Origin of the sequence: Acinetobacter sp. UBA2063 (genome assembly GCF_002333245.1) — a bacterium.
Classification (GTDB): Bacteria; Pseudomonadota; Gammaproteobacteria; order Pseudomonadales; family Moraxellaceae; genus Acinetobacter; species Acinetobacter parvus.
In genome coordinates, this window is the sequence record NZ_DDAH01000042.1 from 1 (window position 1) to 13,525 (window position 13,525).

Annotated in this window: 15 protein-coding genes, 2 tRNA genes and 1 pseudogene; 10 read left to right on the plus strand and 8 right to left on the minus strand. The window is 44.3% G+C overall.

The genetic code is table 11. The annotated features are described in order from the left end of the window. Nucleotides 1-698 (minus strand): Tex-like N-terminal domain-containing protein (locus B4H32_RS02055; protein ID WP_286799581.1); only part of this gene is annotated, 698 nt, incomplete at its 3' end. A gap of 339 nt (nucleotides 699-1,037) precedes the next feature. On the opposite strand from B4H32_RS02055, the gene ompR reads away from it, so the two are divergent. Both ompR and B4H32_RS02065 read left to right on the plus strand, forming a co-directional pair. After that, complete coding sequence (gene ompR / locus B4H32_RS02060) at nucleotides 1,038-1,802, plus strand: two-component system response regulator OmpR (RefSeq protein ID WP_004678831.1); 765 nt, start codon at nucleotides 1,038-1,040, stop codon at nucleotides 1,800-1,802. Between the two features lie 17 nt (nucleotides 1,803-1,819). Further along, complete coding sequence (locus B4H32_RS02065) at nucleotides 1,820-3,271, plus strand: ATP-binding protein (RefSeq protein ID WP_286799584.1); 1,452 nt, start codon at nucleotides 1,820-1,822, stop codon at nucleotides 3,269-3,271. Nucleotides 3,272-3,350: 79 nt separating this feature from the next. Here the strand turns inward: B4H32_RS02065 and B4H32_RS02070 are convergent. From B4H32_RS02070 to B4H32_RS02080, 3 genes are all read right to left on the minus strand, one after another. Further along, nucleotides 3,351-3,426 (minus strand) — tRNA-Phe (locus B4H32_RS02070). 138 nt (nucleotides 3,427-3,564) lie between these two features. Next, a tRNA-Phe gene (locus B4H32_RS02075) sits at nucleotides 3,565-3,640 on the minus strand. 108 nt (nucleotides 3,641-3,748) lie between these two features. Beyond that, nucleotides 3,749-4,126, minus strand: a complete 378-nt coding sequence (locus tag B4H32_RS02080; RefSeq protein ID WP_004678858.1) for a GNAT family N-acetyltransferase — start codon at nucleotides 4,124-4,126, stop codon at nucleotides 3,749-3,751. A gap of 104 nt (nucleotides 4,127-4,230) precedes the next feature. Between B4H32_RS02080 and hisB the strand changes: the two genes are divergently transcribed. The 5 genes and pseudogenes from hisB (at nucleotide 4,231) to B4H32_RS02100 (ending at nucleotide 7,571) form a co-directional block, all read left to right on the plus strand. Then, nucleotides 4,231-4,824: an imidazoleglycerol-phosphate dehydratase HisB gene (gene hisB / locus B4H32_RS02085; RefSeq protein ID WP_286799585.1), complete on the plus strand. Its 594-nt coding sequence runs from the start codon at nucleotides 4,231-4,233 to the stop codon at nucleotides 4,822-4,824. Next, nucleotides 4,824-5,441, plus strand: coding sequence for an imidazole glycerol phosphate synthase subunit HisH (hisH, locus tag B4H32_RS02090; protein ID WP_004760491.1), 618 nt, complete (start codon nucleotides 4,824-4,826; stop codon nucleotides 5,439-5,441). Before hisB ends, hisH begins: the two co-directional genes overlap by 1 nt. A gap of 149 nt (nucleotides 5,442-5,590) precedes the next feature. Beyond that, nucleotides 5,591-5,734 (plus strand): annotated as a pseudogene (locus B4H32_RS12810) (3'-5' exonuclease domain-containing protein 2); the annotation flags it as partial. A gap of 66 nt (nucleotides 5,735-5,800) precedes the next feature. After that, a complete protein-coding gene (gene hisA, locus B4H32_RS02095; RefSeq protein ID WP_004683470.1) occupies nucleotides 5,801-6,532 on the plus strand; it encodes a 1-(5-phosphoribosyl)-5-[(5-phosphoribosylamino)methylideneamino]imidazole-4-carboxamide isomerase in 732 nt (243 codons plus the stop codon). A 148-nt stretch (nucleotides 6,533-6,680) separates the two neighbouring features. Further along, nucleotides 6,681-7,571, plus strand: coding sequence for a DMT family transporter (locus tag B4H32_RS02100; protein WP_004683472.1), 891 nt, complete (start codon nucleotides 6,681-6,683; stop codon nucleotides 7,569-7,571). 84 nt (nucleotides 7,572-7,655) lie between these two features. Here B4H32_RS02100 and B4H32_RS02105 read toward each other — a convergent pair whose 3' ends face one another. Genes B4H32_RS02105 through B4H32_RS02115 form a run of 3 tightly spaced genes read right to left on the minus strand, consistent with a single transcriptional unit; the run spans nucleotide 7,656 to nucleotide 9,651 of the window. Beyond that, nucleotides 7,656-8,048, minus strand: a complete 393-nt coding sequence (locus B4H32_RS02105) for a DUF4870 family protein (protein ID WP_004683474.1) — start codon at nucleotides 8,046-8,048, stop codon at nucleotides 7,656-7,658. Between the two features lie 24 nt (nucleotides 8,049-8,072). Then, a complete protein-coding gene (locus tag B4H32_RS02110) occupies nucleotides 8,073-8,690 on the minus strand; it encodes a DUF1294 domain-containing protein (protein WP_004683477.1) in 618 nt (205 codons plus the stop codon). A 4-nt stretch (nucleotides 8,691-8,694) separates the two neighbouring features. Beyond that, nucleotides 8,695-9,651, minus strand: a complete 957-nt coding sequence (locus tag B4H32_RS02115) for a homoserine kinase (RefSeq protein WP_262572516.1) — start codon at nucleotides 9,649-9,651, stop codon at nucleotides 8,695-8,697. A gap of 101 nt (nucleotides 9,652-9,752) precedes the next feature. Between B4H32_RS02115 and hisF the strand changes: the two genes are divergently transcribed. After that, entirely contained in the window at nucleotides 9,753-10,511 is a 759-nt protein-coding gene (gene hisF / locus B4H32_RS02120) for an imidazole glycerol phosphate synthase subunit HisF (RefSeq protein ID WP_004659983.1), read from the plus strand. Between the two features lie 323 nt (nucleotides 10,512-10,834). Here the strand turns inward: hisF and B4H32_RS02125 are convergent, their stop codons facing one another. Beyond that, a complete protein-coding gene (locus tag B4H32_RS02125) occupies nucleotides 10,835-11,479 on the minus strand; it encodes a sterol desaturase family protein (protein WP_286799593.1) in 645 nt (214 codons plus the stop codon). 114 nt (nucleotides 11,480-11,593) lie between these two features. Here B4H32_RS02125 and B4H32_RS02130 point away from each other — a divergent pair, with 114 nt between their 5' ends. Together B4H32_RS02130 and aqpZ are read left to right on the plus strand one after the other, a co-directional pair. Next, nucleotides 11,594-12,601, plus strand: coding sequence for an AraC family transcriptional regulator (locus B4H32_RS02130; RefSeq protein WP_004683482.1), 1,008 nt, complete (start codon nucleotides 11,594-11,596; stop codon nucleotides 12,599-12,601). A gap of 174 nt (nucleotides 12,602-12,775) precedes the next feature. Continuing rightward, nucleotides 12,776-13,465, plus strand: a complete 690-nt coding sequence (gene aqpZ / locus B4H32_RS02135; protein WP_004683483.1) for an aquaporin Z — start codon at nucleotides 12,776-12,778, stop codon at nucleotides 13,463-13,465. Nucleotides 13,466-13,525: the final 60 nt, after the last annotated feature.

Genomic DNA, 13,525 nt, shown 5'->3' on the forward strand with positions numbered 1-13,525 from the left:
AAGCCCAGTACATTTTCCTGACGACCACGCAGCATCGCCAATAAACGATGCGAAGGTAATTTATTTAGGTTTTCTGAAAAATCGAAGTAATCACGGAATTTTTTGCCGACTTCTTTTTTCTCTTCAGAAGCTACCAAACTTTTTAATACCGCTGTTTTGGCAAAAATTTCTTTTAATTCTGTCGTTAGCGCAATATTTTGTGCCCATTCATCAATCAGAATGTGCTGCACAGCATCTAACTGACTGTCTACATCTGGATAATCTTCATGACTAAAACCTGCCAATGCCTCAGTCGGATCAACTTGATCGGCAATAATTTTTTCAGCTATTGGACCTAAACCAGCTTCTTTTGCCTTAAATGATTTACTGGTACGTTTTGGACGGTACGGTGCATAAATTTCTTCTAATGCATTTTTAGTTTCTGCTGCATTGACACGCGCCAATAAATCATCACTTAATTTATCTTGTTCTTGTAAAGATTGAATCACCTTTTCACGACGCTCGTATAAATCACGTAGATAAGTTAAACGTGTGTCGAGTTGGCGTAATTGGGTATCGTCCAAGCCTTGCGTGACCTCTTTACGGTAACGTGCAATAAAAGGAACGCTAGCGCCTTCATCAATTAAACGAATAGCAGCTTCTACTTGGTTTGGACGTACGGCAAGTTCATTTGCCAACTGCTGAACTAAGTCAGTCATCGTGATTGATTCCACAAGGGTTAAGTCTAAAAGTACTGATTATAAAGTTCATGGCTATAAAATCCACCATTGTTTTTTTGAATATTTAACCAGTAGTTTTTGCAAATCCATCAATGTTTCTAAAATAACGGCGTTTTTGAGGCTAAATATTGAAAAATAGTTGATTGTCATCTTTTTACCTGTATATATTTGGTATCTATCTCTTGATTTTATTGGCAATATTTGTTGCTTTATAACATAGCCAAACCTGTGCAATGAATCGTATACTCAAAGTTGTATTGATATTTCACAATCGCATTGCATAAAGACGATGACAATAAACGATAAAAGGAGCACATCATGAGTTTAGTTGTACCTGCCGAATCGACGGAAACTGTGCACCATGAGACAGACCGAGTCGAACGCATTTTAGTGGTCGATGACGATGTGCGTCTGCGTACCTTATTACAACGCTTTTTGGAAGACAAAGGCTTTGTGGTAAAAACTGCCCATGATGCAACCCAAATGGACCGTTTACTGCAACGTGAATTGTTCTCGCTGATCGTGCTCGACTTTATGCTTCCTGTGGAAGATGGTTTAAGTATCTGTCGTCGTTTACGCCAGTCAAATATCGATACACCCATTATTATGCTGACAGCGCGTGGTAGTGACTCTGATCGTATCGCGGGTCTTGAAGCAGGCGCAGATGATTATTTACCAAAACCATTCAACCCAAATGAACTGTTGGCTCGTATCCGTGCGGTACTGCGCCGTCAGGTTCGCGAGGTGCCAGGCGCACCAAGCCAGCAGGTTGAAGTGGTCAGTTTTGGACCGTGGGCGCTGGACCTGTCTACCCGCACCCTCACCCGCGAGGGACAGGTGGTGACCCTGACCACAGGCGAGTTCGCGGTATTGAAAGCGCTGGTTCAGCATCCCCGTGAGCCATTGACCCGTGACAAGCTGATGAACCTTGCCCGTGGCCGTGAATGGGGGGCAATGGAACGCTCGATTGACGTGCAGGTTTCCCGTTTACGTCGTTTAATTGAGGACAATCCTGCCCGTGCCCGCTACATCCAGACCGTTTGGGGTGTAGGCTATGTTTTTGTTCCAGATGGTGCTGAGTAAGTGCGGGAAACTCAACCTTGAAGCTTGAACCGATTGATCCACAAGAATTTACCGACTTTGAGACCTACTCTGAAAAGCCACGAACCCAGTGGGAACGTTTTTTAGACAAGATCAAGCCACGGTCTGCCGCAATGCGTACCACCGTACTGGTACTGTTTACGGTATTCTTTAGCCTGTTTATGTCCTTGTGGTTCTTTTGGCGAACCCTCTATCTTCCTGAACTGCAACAACATGCGCGTTATCTCGCCATTGAGCTGGAACTGGTCAACAATCCTGACATTCGCATCCTACACCGCGATACCGAAGTCGATATCGACACATGGCTAAAAAACCGTATTGGGATTGAATATGTCACCGATCCACGGGAGTTTCCAGTACTGGAAGATAAGTTTCTGGCCGAGTTCTTCACCGACCAGATTGAGGAAAAGCTTGCCAAAGAATTGGGGGTAGATAACGTTACCGTTTATTTTAAATTCAAGCCGATTCCACGTATCTGGATTCAAACGCCTGAAATGAATGGCAACTGGGTCAGGGAACCCCTCAAGACCTACACCAACTACAGTGTTGAACTGATTGCATCATGGCTATTTGGTGTGCCGATCCTGTCCTCCATTATTATCCTGATTCTGGTACGGCAGATGAACCGTCCCCTGCGCCGTCTACAAAATGCCGCCAACAATTACAGTAAAACAGGCAAAGCTCCCTATCTGGACACCAACCACGGGCCACTGGAAATCCGTCAGGTCAATCAGGCCTTTAACCACATGGTGTATACACTTGAACAAACCGAACGCGATCGCCAAATCATGTTGGCAGGTATTTCACACGACTTACGCACGCCACTGACGCGTATCCGCCTCACCGCCGAAATGCTGCCTGATGAATTTTTCCGTGAGGGGCTGATTTATGATGTGGATGATATGGATGCCATACTGAATCAGTTTATTTCCTATATGCGCGATGGTTCAGATGAGGAACTGACAGATACCAATATCAACAGCCTGCTGCAAGAACTGGTGGTGCAGTTCAAGCCGCTGGACATCCGTTTTGAGGCACAGGAACTTCCCGTGATTCCTGCACGCAGCCTGTCACTCAAGCGCCTGATTGCCAACCTGATCAATAATGCCAAGCGTTACGGGGCAGAACCCATCGAACTGTCTGCCAGTCATGTCGACCAGTATATTTTAATTACTGTTGCAGATCATGGTGAAGGCATCCCGCCCGATCAGGTAGAGGAACTGATGCAACCTTTTGTACGTGGCAATTCCGCACGTACCATTCAGGGAAGTGGTCTGGGCCTTGCCATTGTGAAACGTATTGTGGATATCCATCATGGACAGATCAACATTCGTAACCGAGAGCAAGGGGGTCTGGAAGTGGTGATTTCCCTACCTATTCCCACACCCGAAGATGAATCACATAGCAATACCATCGACAAGATCAAGCAAACCCTGAGCGGTCATTTCTAGACATCGGCATGACCGCCAGCTGACCTTGCCTCTTGTTGATAAAAAAAGCCCCAAACTTTTGTTTGGGGCTTTTTGAATATGGTGGCGGGACCCAGGATCGAACTGGGGACACACGGATTTTCAATCCGTTGCTCTACCGACTGAGCTATCGCGCCAATGGCGTGTATTAAGCCGCATATCAGGCAAATAGTCAATAACTATCCTGAGCTTTTGTTTTAAATGACGATTTTTCACACAAAAACCCCAGGCAAAAAAAATCCCTGATGGGATCAGGGATTGAAATTTCAAATTCATGGTGGCGGGACCCAGGATCGAACTGGGGACACACGGATTTTCAATCCGTTGCTCTACCGACTGAGCTATCGCGCCAAAGTGGGCATATTAAACAATGTTTGTCAAAATCCGTCAAGTCAATTTGTGGATTTTTCTATTAACTGTTTAATTTTGCTACAATACTGAACAGGAATCTATTTTCAGCTAGATCTTGCCCAGATGCGACAGGCAACGGTGAATCGCGCCACAGCCTGGCTCAAACTGCTTCACGCCCTGCTCCTCTTCAATGCGGCAAACCTCCTCAACCAGACGCTCCGCCACGCCGCGTCCACGATTGGCAGGGTGAACCACAATATATTCCAGCACACGGCTTTCACCTTGTCCTGTTGACCAAATTGCACCTATAATTTTGCTGTTAAATTCAGCGGTGTAAACTGTGGTATATTGTTGCAGATCTTGTTCAAGTTGCTGCATTGCATCTTGCCCATCACCAAACTCTGGGCTGGTGTCATAAAGTCGCTCTAGCTGGGTACGAATCCCTAGATTATCTAGAGAACGGTAAGCATGTACGGTAATAGGCATTGATTAACCCTCCTGAGCAAACTATGATGCTGTCACTTTTTCGTCACAGCGAAACTATCGGTTTTTAATTCAATCATTTTTGACGTTTTTTGAGGAACGTGTCCATGACGCAACGTATCAGTGAAGTGGTAAGAAATACCAACGAAACCAAAATTCGAGTTCGTCTCAATCTCGATGGTACTGGTCAAGGCACCCTCAACACTGGAGTTGCATTTTTAGACCATATGATTGATCAAATCAAGCGCCATGGTCTATTTGATATCGACATTCATTGCGATGGTGACCTTGAAATTGATGATCACCACACCGTAGAAGACTGTGGAATCACGCTGGGACAAGCCTTTGCGCAAGCTTTAGGTGATAAAAAGGGCTTGCGTCGTTATGGGCATTTTTATGCGCCACTCGATGAGGCACTGTCTCGTGTTGTTGTTGATCTATCTGGTCGTCCAGGTTTATTTATGGATATTCCATTCACTCGCGCTCGTATCGGCACGTTTGATGTCGATTTGTTCTCTGAGTTTTTCCAAGGTTTTGTCAACCATGCGTTAATGACCCTGCATATCGACAATCTAAAGGGTAAGAATAGCCATCACCAGATCGAAAGTGTGTTTAAGGCATTGGCTCGCGCATTGCGTATGGCCTGTGAAATCGATCCACGTGCCGAAAATACCATTGCATCTACCAAAGGGAGTCTGTAATGACTCGCATTGCATTACTTGACTATGGTATGGGCAACCTGCACTCTGCGGCAAAAGCGCTGGAGCATGTGGGTGCAACGGTTGATGTCACCAATGATCCAAAGCTGATTGCCAAAGCGGATAAGATTGTTTTTCCAGGTGTTGGTGCAATGCGTGACTGTATGCAGGGTATGCATGAGGCAGGCATTGATGAGGTGGTGCGTCAGGCAGCTTTCAATAAACCTGTTCTTGCGATTTGTGTTGGCATGCAAGCCCTACTGCAAAGTTCGGAAGAAAATGGTGGCGTGGATGCACTCGGTATTTTTGATGGTGTAGTGAAACACTTCCCTGAAATTCCACATTTAAAAGTACCACACATGGGCTGGAATCAGGTTCACCAGCTTGATCCAGATCATCCGATGTGGAACAACATTGAGCAGGACGCACGTTTCTATTTTGTGCATAGTTATTATGTTGAGCCAAAAGATTCAGCGATAACGGCGGCAACCTGTGATTATGGCGTGAACTTCTGTACTGCGATTCATAAGGACAACCTGTTCGCAACCCAGTTCCATCCAGAGAAAAGTCATACCGCTGGTTTACAGTTGTTAAAAAACTTTGTGGAATGGAAAATTTAAGTTAAATCAAATATCAATGGAACAGCAGCAATACGCTGAATAACGATTTTCCATCATGAAAAAGCCAAGTTTTTTCACTTGGCTTTTTCATGTGTGCAAAAGTGTTTAAGCTTCACCCATCAATCAAGTTTCAATGAAAATGGAAATGCAGCAACAAACAAATCGCCTTTGCGGCGGCAGATGCCTATGCAGCCCTGCTGATCTTTGGCCATCTTTATACACAGCAGTTACTCAGCCCACAACTCCAGCAACAAATTAATAGAATACTGGATGATTCAGTATCCAAGACTTAGAGATCGCCCAATACTTTGCTAATATGTAGCCAATTTAAACTTTATGATGACGCTAGGAGCGAAAGCATGCTAATCATCCCTGCAATTGACCTGAAAGATGGTAAATGTGTTCGTTTAAAACAAGGACGTATGGAAGACGATACCGTTTTCTCTGATGATCCTGTCGCAACTGCACAACACTGGGTGGATGAAGGCGCACGTCGTTTACATTTAGTGGATTTGAATGGTGCTTTCGCAGGTACGCCAATTCATAAACCTGTGGTTGAGGCGATTGCCCGCGCACAGCCTGAGCTTCCAATCCAGATCGGTGGCGGTATCCGCTCCCTTGAAACCATCGAGCATTATTTAGAGGCTGGCGTGTCATTTGTGATTATTGGCACCAAAGCGGTGAAAGAGCCTGAGTTTGTGGAAGAGGCATGCAAACGCTTTGCAGGTCATATCATTGTTGGTATTGATGCCATCAATGGTATGGTCGCAACCGATGGCTGGGCAAATGTAACCGATGTCAAGGCAACTGATCTGGCCAGGCGTTTCGCTGATGCAGGCGTTTCCAGCATCGTGTATACCGACATCGCACGCGATGGCATGATGCAGGGCGTAAATGTCGAGCAAACCGTGAGTTTAGCGGAATACTCAGGCCTACCTGTGATTGCTTCAGGCGGCGTGACCAACCTTGATGATGTCCGCAACCTGAAAGGCCAGAAAGGTATTTTAGGCGCAATTACAGGCCGTGCAATTTATGAGGGTACCTTGAATCTGCGTGAGGCTCAGTTATTACTGGATGAAGATCGCCTCTAAACAAAGCACTAAAAGAAGAGCGGTCAGGCTCTTTTTTTATTTGTGAGTTGAATAAATTGCCTGATCCATACTGGAACAGATGATTTCTCTTGCATAGACGCTATCAGTTTATACACAATATAAAGTTGATTTTTACTGTTTTTACACCATGCCAACCCATCTCGCCTCCTCTCCCAGAGCTGCCCAGTTTGCGCTTATTTTTATTACCATGATCTGGGGCAGCACATTTCTGGCAGTGCAATACGCCCTGAATTTTAGTAGCCCGATGTTTTTTGTCGGCTGTCGTTTTGCTGTCGCGGCCTTGGCCATCCTACTGATCTCAATCAATTCCATTCGCGGGTTAACCCTAAAGGAAACACTGGCAGGCACCGCAATTGGTGTGGTCATCGCAATTGGTTATGGCACACAAACCATTGCCCTACAGACCATTCTCAGCAGTGAATCGGCCTTTCTTACTGCCCTGTACGTTCCACTGGTACCCATCCTGATGTGGGTTATTTTCCAGAAACGCCCCAGTTTAATGACCTGGGTGGGCACAGCACTGGCATTTACAGGTCTGGTATTTTTAACGGGAAATGGTTTCTCAGGTATTCACCTCAATTACGGGCAGGTGCTGACCCTGATCTGCGCCTTTGTGATTGCACTGGAAATTATCTTGATTGGTTATTTTGCTGGAAAGGTCAATCTCAGGCGGGTTACGGTGGTTCAGCTTGCCGTTGCCTCAATCCTCTCCTTTGCCAGTATGCCGATGGTGGGTGAACACAAGATTCCTGAATTTTCATGGACACTGCTACTGATTGCTGTGATCCTAGGTTTAGCCAGTGCCCTGATTCAGTTCGTGATGAACTGGGCACAGCGAATGGTTGATCCAACCCGTGCCGCGATCATCTATGCAGGTGAACCTGTCTGGGCAGGCTTATTTGGGCGGATTGCGGGTGAGCGACTGCCTTTACTGGCCTTGCTGGGAGGTTTAATGGTGGTTCTCGGGGTATTGGTCAGTGAGTTAAAATGGAACAAGCCTAAACAAAAAGAGCGCTAAAAAGCGCTCTATGCTGCTGATGCCTCTTTCTTTTTCATTAACATACACGAATGCACATGCTCAATAATCATGCTTTATCCTATTTTATTGGTACATGGGTTTATTATCATTCAGTGCGATTAAACCACGAATTGCCCGATAAACAATCCAGACCCACGCGGCAAAAATCACCAGTACACAAAATACAGTACCTGAAAGTGCAACGCCAGCAAATGCATTGGCATTGTCCCCTGTAAAGAATAGGAAGAAGAATGGAATAAAGGCGATGATGTTCCAGGCCAGATACCACCAGAATGTACGGATCTGCCAGGTAAAGTGGCTTTCAAAGATTGAGCCACGCACATCACCACGCTTGACATAGTTAATAATGAGCGCAATGACCGCCAATAAACCACCAGAAAAAATCGCAATAATATAAAGTACATAAAGAACCAGCGTTAAAGTACGGTTCGGGTCTTGATCAACGGAATAATTCATTTTTATTTATCTCCAGAAACGCCCTCAATAAAAGACATTAAGGGGCGAAATTAACCAGCATATCAACAGTATATGAAAAGCTATGGTACAGAAATAAATCTTACGGAATGGTTGCTTTTGTGTTTTATGTCGCAATTTTTGTTGTGCAAGCCACCCTCCACACCAACCACCTAAAGAATCCACGATATGCAAAGTCTGCTCTGGAATACGTCGATTCCCCAATTGTGCCGCTTCTTTATCCTGTGCATACAGCCAATAGCTCAGGACATTCATCAGGCTGACAAACAGTAGCGTATAAGGTGGTAGCAACTTGCTAAAACCTGCAACCAGCATAAATACAATATAAATGATGATACCAATCTGCATCGGTGACCACGCTTTAGACTGTTTTGGCAGAGCTGGTTCAGCCCGATGCTCAAGCACCTGTGATGCTTTTAAATAAGTTGCTTGCTGAGCGCGATAACGACCCCGCTCATCCAGAATCACGGTATATTCCAGCGCACAGCCCACTATCGGGCGTGGCCCTGTACGGGCAAAGTCCTTGATGTGCAGGAACACACGCTGCTTATGTGCATCATTGGGTTGTATAAATCCATAGCCCCTATCATCAAACCATTCCACCAAACGTCCTTGATCTCGCATATTCCTATCCTAAACCTAACACTTGTTGTAAACGGTCTTGTAGCATCATACGCATTTCTATCGGGTCTTTTTGCAAAATATCCTCCCCTGTGCGCCCCTGCTCAGCATTCTTCTGTGCGACCTGCAAACGCATACACCAAAAACGGCAGGCCGCCATTGCTAAGAAAATATCTAAACAAGCTAACTCATCTTGTGTCAGTGGGCGCACTTGTTGATAGGCGGTGAGGAATGTCTCTGCTTTTTCCATATCCAAATGTGCCTGCGGATAACTGGTACAGAAATCATTGATGCTAATGGCAATATCAAACAGCCATTCATCTTGGTTGAGCTCATAAAAATCGAGGATACCGTTGAGTTGACTGCCCTCAAACAGGGTGTTATCCCGAAATAAATCTGAGTGAATAAAGCCTGTTGGCCGATCTGGATATTCCTGACTAATCACCTCAAATAGCTGAAATACCTGATCTAAAAGTTGTTGGTCTGCTAGGGGCATCTTGGAGCGTAGTTGGCTGGCAACCTCTGACCAATAGGCATGATTGCGATTAAAATCACGTTGTAATGGAAAATCCTGCAAGGCCAGATGCAGTTTGGCCTGCGCCTGCGCAATCGCCTGCACCTGCTCAATGCTGGCCTGCTCAGGATGCTCACCCATTAAGCGTGGCGCAATCTGGGCAGGTTTGCCTGCAATGCTATGGATAGCCTGACCGTGATGTTTCAACGGCACCGCCACAGGTACGCCTGCCTGCCCCAAACAGTCCAGCACGGGCACCAGTTCAGCCGCTCCCTCAGTATCCAGTTCCTCAAAAACCGTTAAAACATACTGTTTCTGTGTATGATCCACCAAAAAAAAGTTGGTGTTTTGAATACCGCCCTGGATTGGAATCAGGTCAATGATCGCTAAACCATAAGGCTCAGCGAATGCTTGAACTTCTTCTAAACTCAACGGGGTATAAACCGACATGGAAAACCTGCAAAAAATAGCTGTGAAGTTTGATAGAATACCTGTTCCCTCCATGAAGGTGTAGCACCCCTTTCTTTATTGGCGATTTTTTGGAAAATTTTATGCTCGCAAAACGTATTATCCCTTGCTTGGATGTTGATAATGGTCGAGTCGTCAAAGGCGTTCAATTCCTTGATATTCGTGACGCAGGTGACCCTGTTGAAGTCGCACGTCGTTATAACGAACAAGGCGCCGATGAAATTACCTTTTTAGATATTACTGCTACCCATCATGGACGCGATACGACTTACCGTACGGTAGAACGTATGGCTGAAAGCGTGTTTGTACCTTTAACTGTAGGTGGTGGTGTCCGTAAAGTTGAAGATATTCGACTATTACTAAATGCGGGTGCTGATAAAGTCAGTATCAACTCGGCAGCAGTATTTACGCCTGAGTTTGTGCAAGAAGCCTCACAGCGTTTTGGCGCACAATGTATTGTGGTCGCAATTGATGCGAAAAAAACTGGCGAAAATAAGTGGGAAATCTTTACCCACGGTGGTCGTAAGCCAACAGGAATTGATGCGATTGAATGGGCTGTGAAAATGGCTGACTTCGGTGCGGGCGAATTGCTGATTACCAGTATGGATGCCGATGGAACCAAAGCGGGTTATGACATTGCCTTGATGCGTCAGATCAATGATCGTGTCAATATTCCGACCATCGCATCAGGTGGCGTAGGCAATTTACAACATTTGGCTGACGGAATTTTGAAAGGCGGTGCAGATGCGGTACTGGCTGCTTCAATTTTCCATTTTGGTCAGCACACCATTCCAGAAGCTAAGCAATATTTGGCTGAGCAAGGGATTGAAATGCGTCTTTAAACGCGAGTATTACTCAAAAAACCAACCTCTCAAAATCATCGTTTGAGAGGTTTTTTATTCACTCAACATTTCCTCAGGCAAAAAAATACCTTGCCTAAGCAAGGTATGGAAACTGCGTTTATACAACGCTAGAGGGTAAACGTGAATTTTGTCATTTTGAAAATTCTGTGCATTTCAAATGCTTGAATCAAAATAGCTATAAAATGAACAAAAATATTGACATTAAAAACAGATTTTATTGACAATTCACGACATGGACGACTGAAGTATTGTCGTGATTCGTCAAAATTTTGGTGCTTTATTGTCACACTTCGCATTTTTCACTAAGCAACTGATTCTTGTTGCTCCGCATCGGCTACAGGTGGTGTCACTAACTTTGGTTTTTGCTCAACCCACTTCGCAGGGAAAACCGATTCAATCGCTTGAGTCAGCGCTTTGGAAAGTGGCGCAGGTAGAGGTAAACCGAGTGGATTGGCTTCTTTTAAATCAGCAGATGAAACCACGCGTGTGCCCATGACATAATCAAACCATGGACGGGTCACACACCAATTCGCATCTTGATTCGAATTCATATGATGATCGTAATGCCAAGGAATGGTACGCTTTGCCCAATCAGGTTCTAAGTGTGCACGGCGATGTACATAATAATAATTGCCTGCACTATAAACTGCTGCCAATGCCATGCCTTTTGAAAAAGGATAAAACGCCACACTGGCAACGCCCGCTACCACAGCCAATGACATAATTTCATTACGTGTACGCCAACTGTCTAGACCTTCCACATAACAATCATCAGAAAAGTCTTGTTTACGGACTTCACGGTGATGTGCCCAATGCGATTCCATCTGTTTTGGCGTTGGACTGAAACGTGGCTTGCCTTTACGGTGTACCCCATGTAATAGATATTTATGAGCAAACCATTCAAATGCGTTTGCAACAGCCAAACCCGCAATAAAACCCTTTAACATGGCTTTCTCCAAATGTTTCCTTATTTTTATTAAAGATATAAATTTTTGTAGGCGAAGTATTGACGATGCGATATATTTATATTGACAAAACACGACAGAATAAGGATAGACAGGATGTCTCAACTCAAGAACTATACAGGCTCTGTTTATGGGGGATTGGGGCATTTATTAAAAGCCTATTGTGAAGCACAACATATTGCTGTTCCTGAACAATTACAACAAGTTCAAAATCTGGAACGCTTTGATTATGTGATTTGGCGAGACCTACTTGAAGACCTCAATCACTTGCACGCAAAGACAGGTTTGGGCTTAGAAATTGCAGAATACGTACAACCCAAACATTTAGGGATTATTGCTTACCTCGCACTTTCTTGTGAAAATTTGGGTGAAGCATTGGCACGTTATCATGATTTTCATCGTCTGATTTATGATGGCAGTCCCTTGGTGGTGGAATTTAATCATCCTTATGCTTCAATCCGTTGGGAAGCTCCAGAACCCCACCCAACCCAGTTAACGGATGAAATTGCAATTGCCTTAATGGTGCAATTCCTCAAGTTATTTATGTCAGGTGAAAACATCAATCTGCATGAAGTCCATTTTGTGAATGTTGCACCGAAGAATATCAGCGTTTATGAGCAATATTTTCGCTGTAAAGTCCGATTTGATCAGCCAAAAACCCAACTACTCCTACCCGTTACTGAAGCCTTTAAACCATTAAAAACAGGTGATCACACCTTACAACAACTGTTATTACAACAAGCCCAAGCATTATTGGACAAGCTGCCAAATTCCACTCAACTTGATCAACGTCTGCAACATGCCATTTTGACAGGATTACAGAAAAACCAATATCAAATCGATTTTATTGCCGAAAAATTAGGGTTATCGGTAAGACAATTACAACGTCACTTACAACAGCAAAACACCACCTTTCAGGAACGGGTACAACAGATTCGCTTTATGTTGGCAACCGAATACTTAAAAGATCCGCATCTGAGCCTACAAGAAATCGCATTGCTACTTTGCTATTCTGAACAAAGTGCTTTTCAACGTGCATTTAAAATTTGGACCAATCAAACCCCGCAGCAGTGGCGAAACAACAACACAACTTACAATTCTTAATAAAACTAGAGACAAACTAACGCTTTCACAACAGATCATTTTTTTTACAGCATTTATAAAAGAGCGTATGCAGTTTTGTGAATTAATTCACATTTATTCATAGAGCTTAAATATATCCATAATAAATTCTTGGATGCATACTTTTTTATTTTTATAACGAATCGGGTGATAACAATGAACAAATATTTAGCAGAATTTCTGGGGACCTTTTGGCTAGTTTTTGGTGGTTGTGGTAGCGCTGTGCTTGCCGCCGCATTTCCAGAGCTTGGGATCGGCTTCTTAGGTGTAGCACTTGCTTTTGGTCTAACTGTTTTAACGGGTGCTTATGCATTTGGTCATATTTCAGGGGGTCACTTTAACCCTGCTGTCAGTGTAGGCTTATGGGTTGGTGGACGCTTTGAAGCCAAAGAATTAGCACCTTATATTATTTCTCAAGTGATTGGTGGAACAATCGCAGCCTTAGTACTTTACATTATTGTGCAAGGTCAAGCAGGCTTTGCTGGTACTGGCGGCTTTGCAAGTAATGGCTATGGGGATTTATCACCTAACCATTTTTCTATGGTCTCCGCTCTTTTAATTGAAGTGGTACTGACCGCATTTTTCCTGATTGTGATTTTAGGATCAACTGATCGTCGTGCGCCTGCTGGTTTTGCACCGATTGCTATCGGTTTAGCATTAACATTGATTCACTTAATTAGCATCCCTGTAACCAATACATCGGTAAACCCTGCACGTAGTACAGCGGTGGCGCTTTTTGCTGAAACTGCAGCACTAAGCCAATTATGGTTATTCTGGGTTGCGCCTATTATTGGGGCAATCATTGGAGCGCTTATTTATAAAGTGGTCGGCAACGAGAAAAGCTAAGCTCACATTCCCATAAAAAAACAGCCTTTTGAAAAGGCTGTTTTCATTTACAAAAATGGG

Excerpts from the sequence above, each read along its gene's own strand:
- ompR (WP_004678831.1), top strand. The coding sequence starts at position 1,038 with ATGAGTTTAGTTGTACCTGCCGAATCGACGGAAACTGTGCACCATGAG.
- B4H32_RS02080 (WP_004678858.1), bottom strand. The coding sequence starts at position 4,126 with ATGCCTATTACCGTACATGCTTACCGTTCTCTAGATAATCTAGGGATT.
- hisB (WP_286799585.1), top strand. The coding sequence starts at position 4,231 with ATGACGCAACGTATCAGTGAAGTGGTAAGAAATACCAACGAAACCAAA.
- hisH (WP_004760491.1), top strand. The coding sequence starts at position 4,824 with ATGACTCGCATTGCATTACTTGACTATGGTATGGGCAACCTGCACTCT.
- hisA (WP_004683470.1), top strand. The coding sequence starts at position 5,801 with ATGCTAATCATCCCTGCAATTGACCTGAAAGATGGTAAATGTGTTCGT.
- B4H32_RS02100 (WP_004683472.1), top strand. The coding sequence starts at position 6,681 with ATGCCAACCCATCTCGCCTCCTCTCCCAGAGCTGCCCAGTTTGCGCTT.
- B4H32_RS02105 (WP_004683474.1), bottom strand. The coding sequence starts at position 8,048 with ATGAATTATTCCGTTGATCAAGACCCGAACCGTACTTTAACGCTGGTT.
- B4H32_RS02110 (WP_004683477.1), bottom strand. The coding sequence starts at position 8,690 with ATGCGAGATCAAGGACGTTTGGTGGAATGGTTTGATGATAGGGGCTAT.
- B4H32_RS02115 (WP_262572516.1), bottom strand. The coding sequence starts at position 9,651 with ATGTCGGTTTATACCCCGTTGAGTTTAGAAGAAGTTCAAGCATTCGCT.
- hisF (WP_004659983.1), top strand. The coding sequence starts at position 9,753 with ATGCTCGCAAAACGTATTATCCCTTGCTTGGATGTTGATAATGGTCGA.
- B4H32_RS02125 (WP_286799593.1), bottom strand. The coding sequence starts at position 11,479 with ATGTTAAAGGGTTTTATTGCGGGTTTGGCTGTTGCAAACGCATTTGAA.
- B4H32_RS02130 (WP_004683482.1), top strand. The coding sequence starts at position 11,594 with ATGTCTCAACTCAAGAACTATACAGGCTCTGTTTATGGGGGATTGGGG.
- aqpZ (WP_004683483.1), top strand. The coding sequence starts at position 12,776 with ATGAACAAATATTTAGCAGAATTTCTGGGGACCTTTTGGCTAGTTTTT.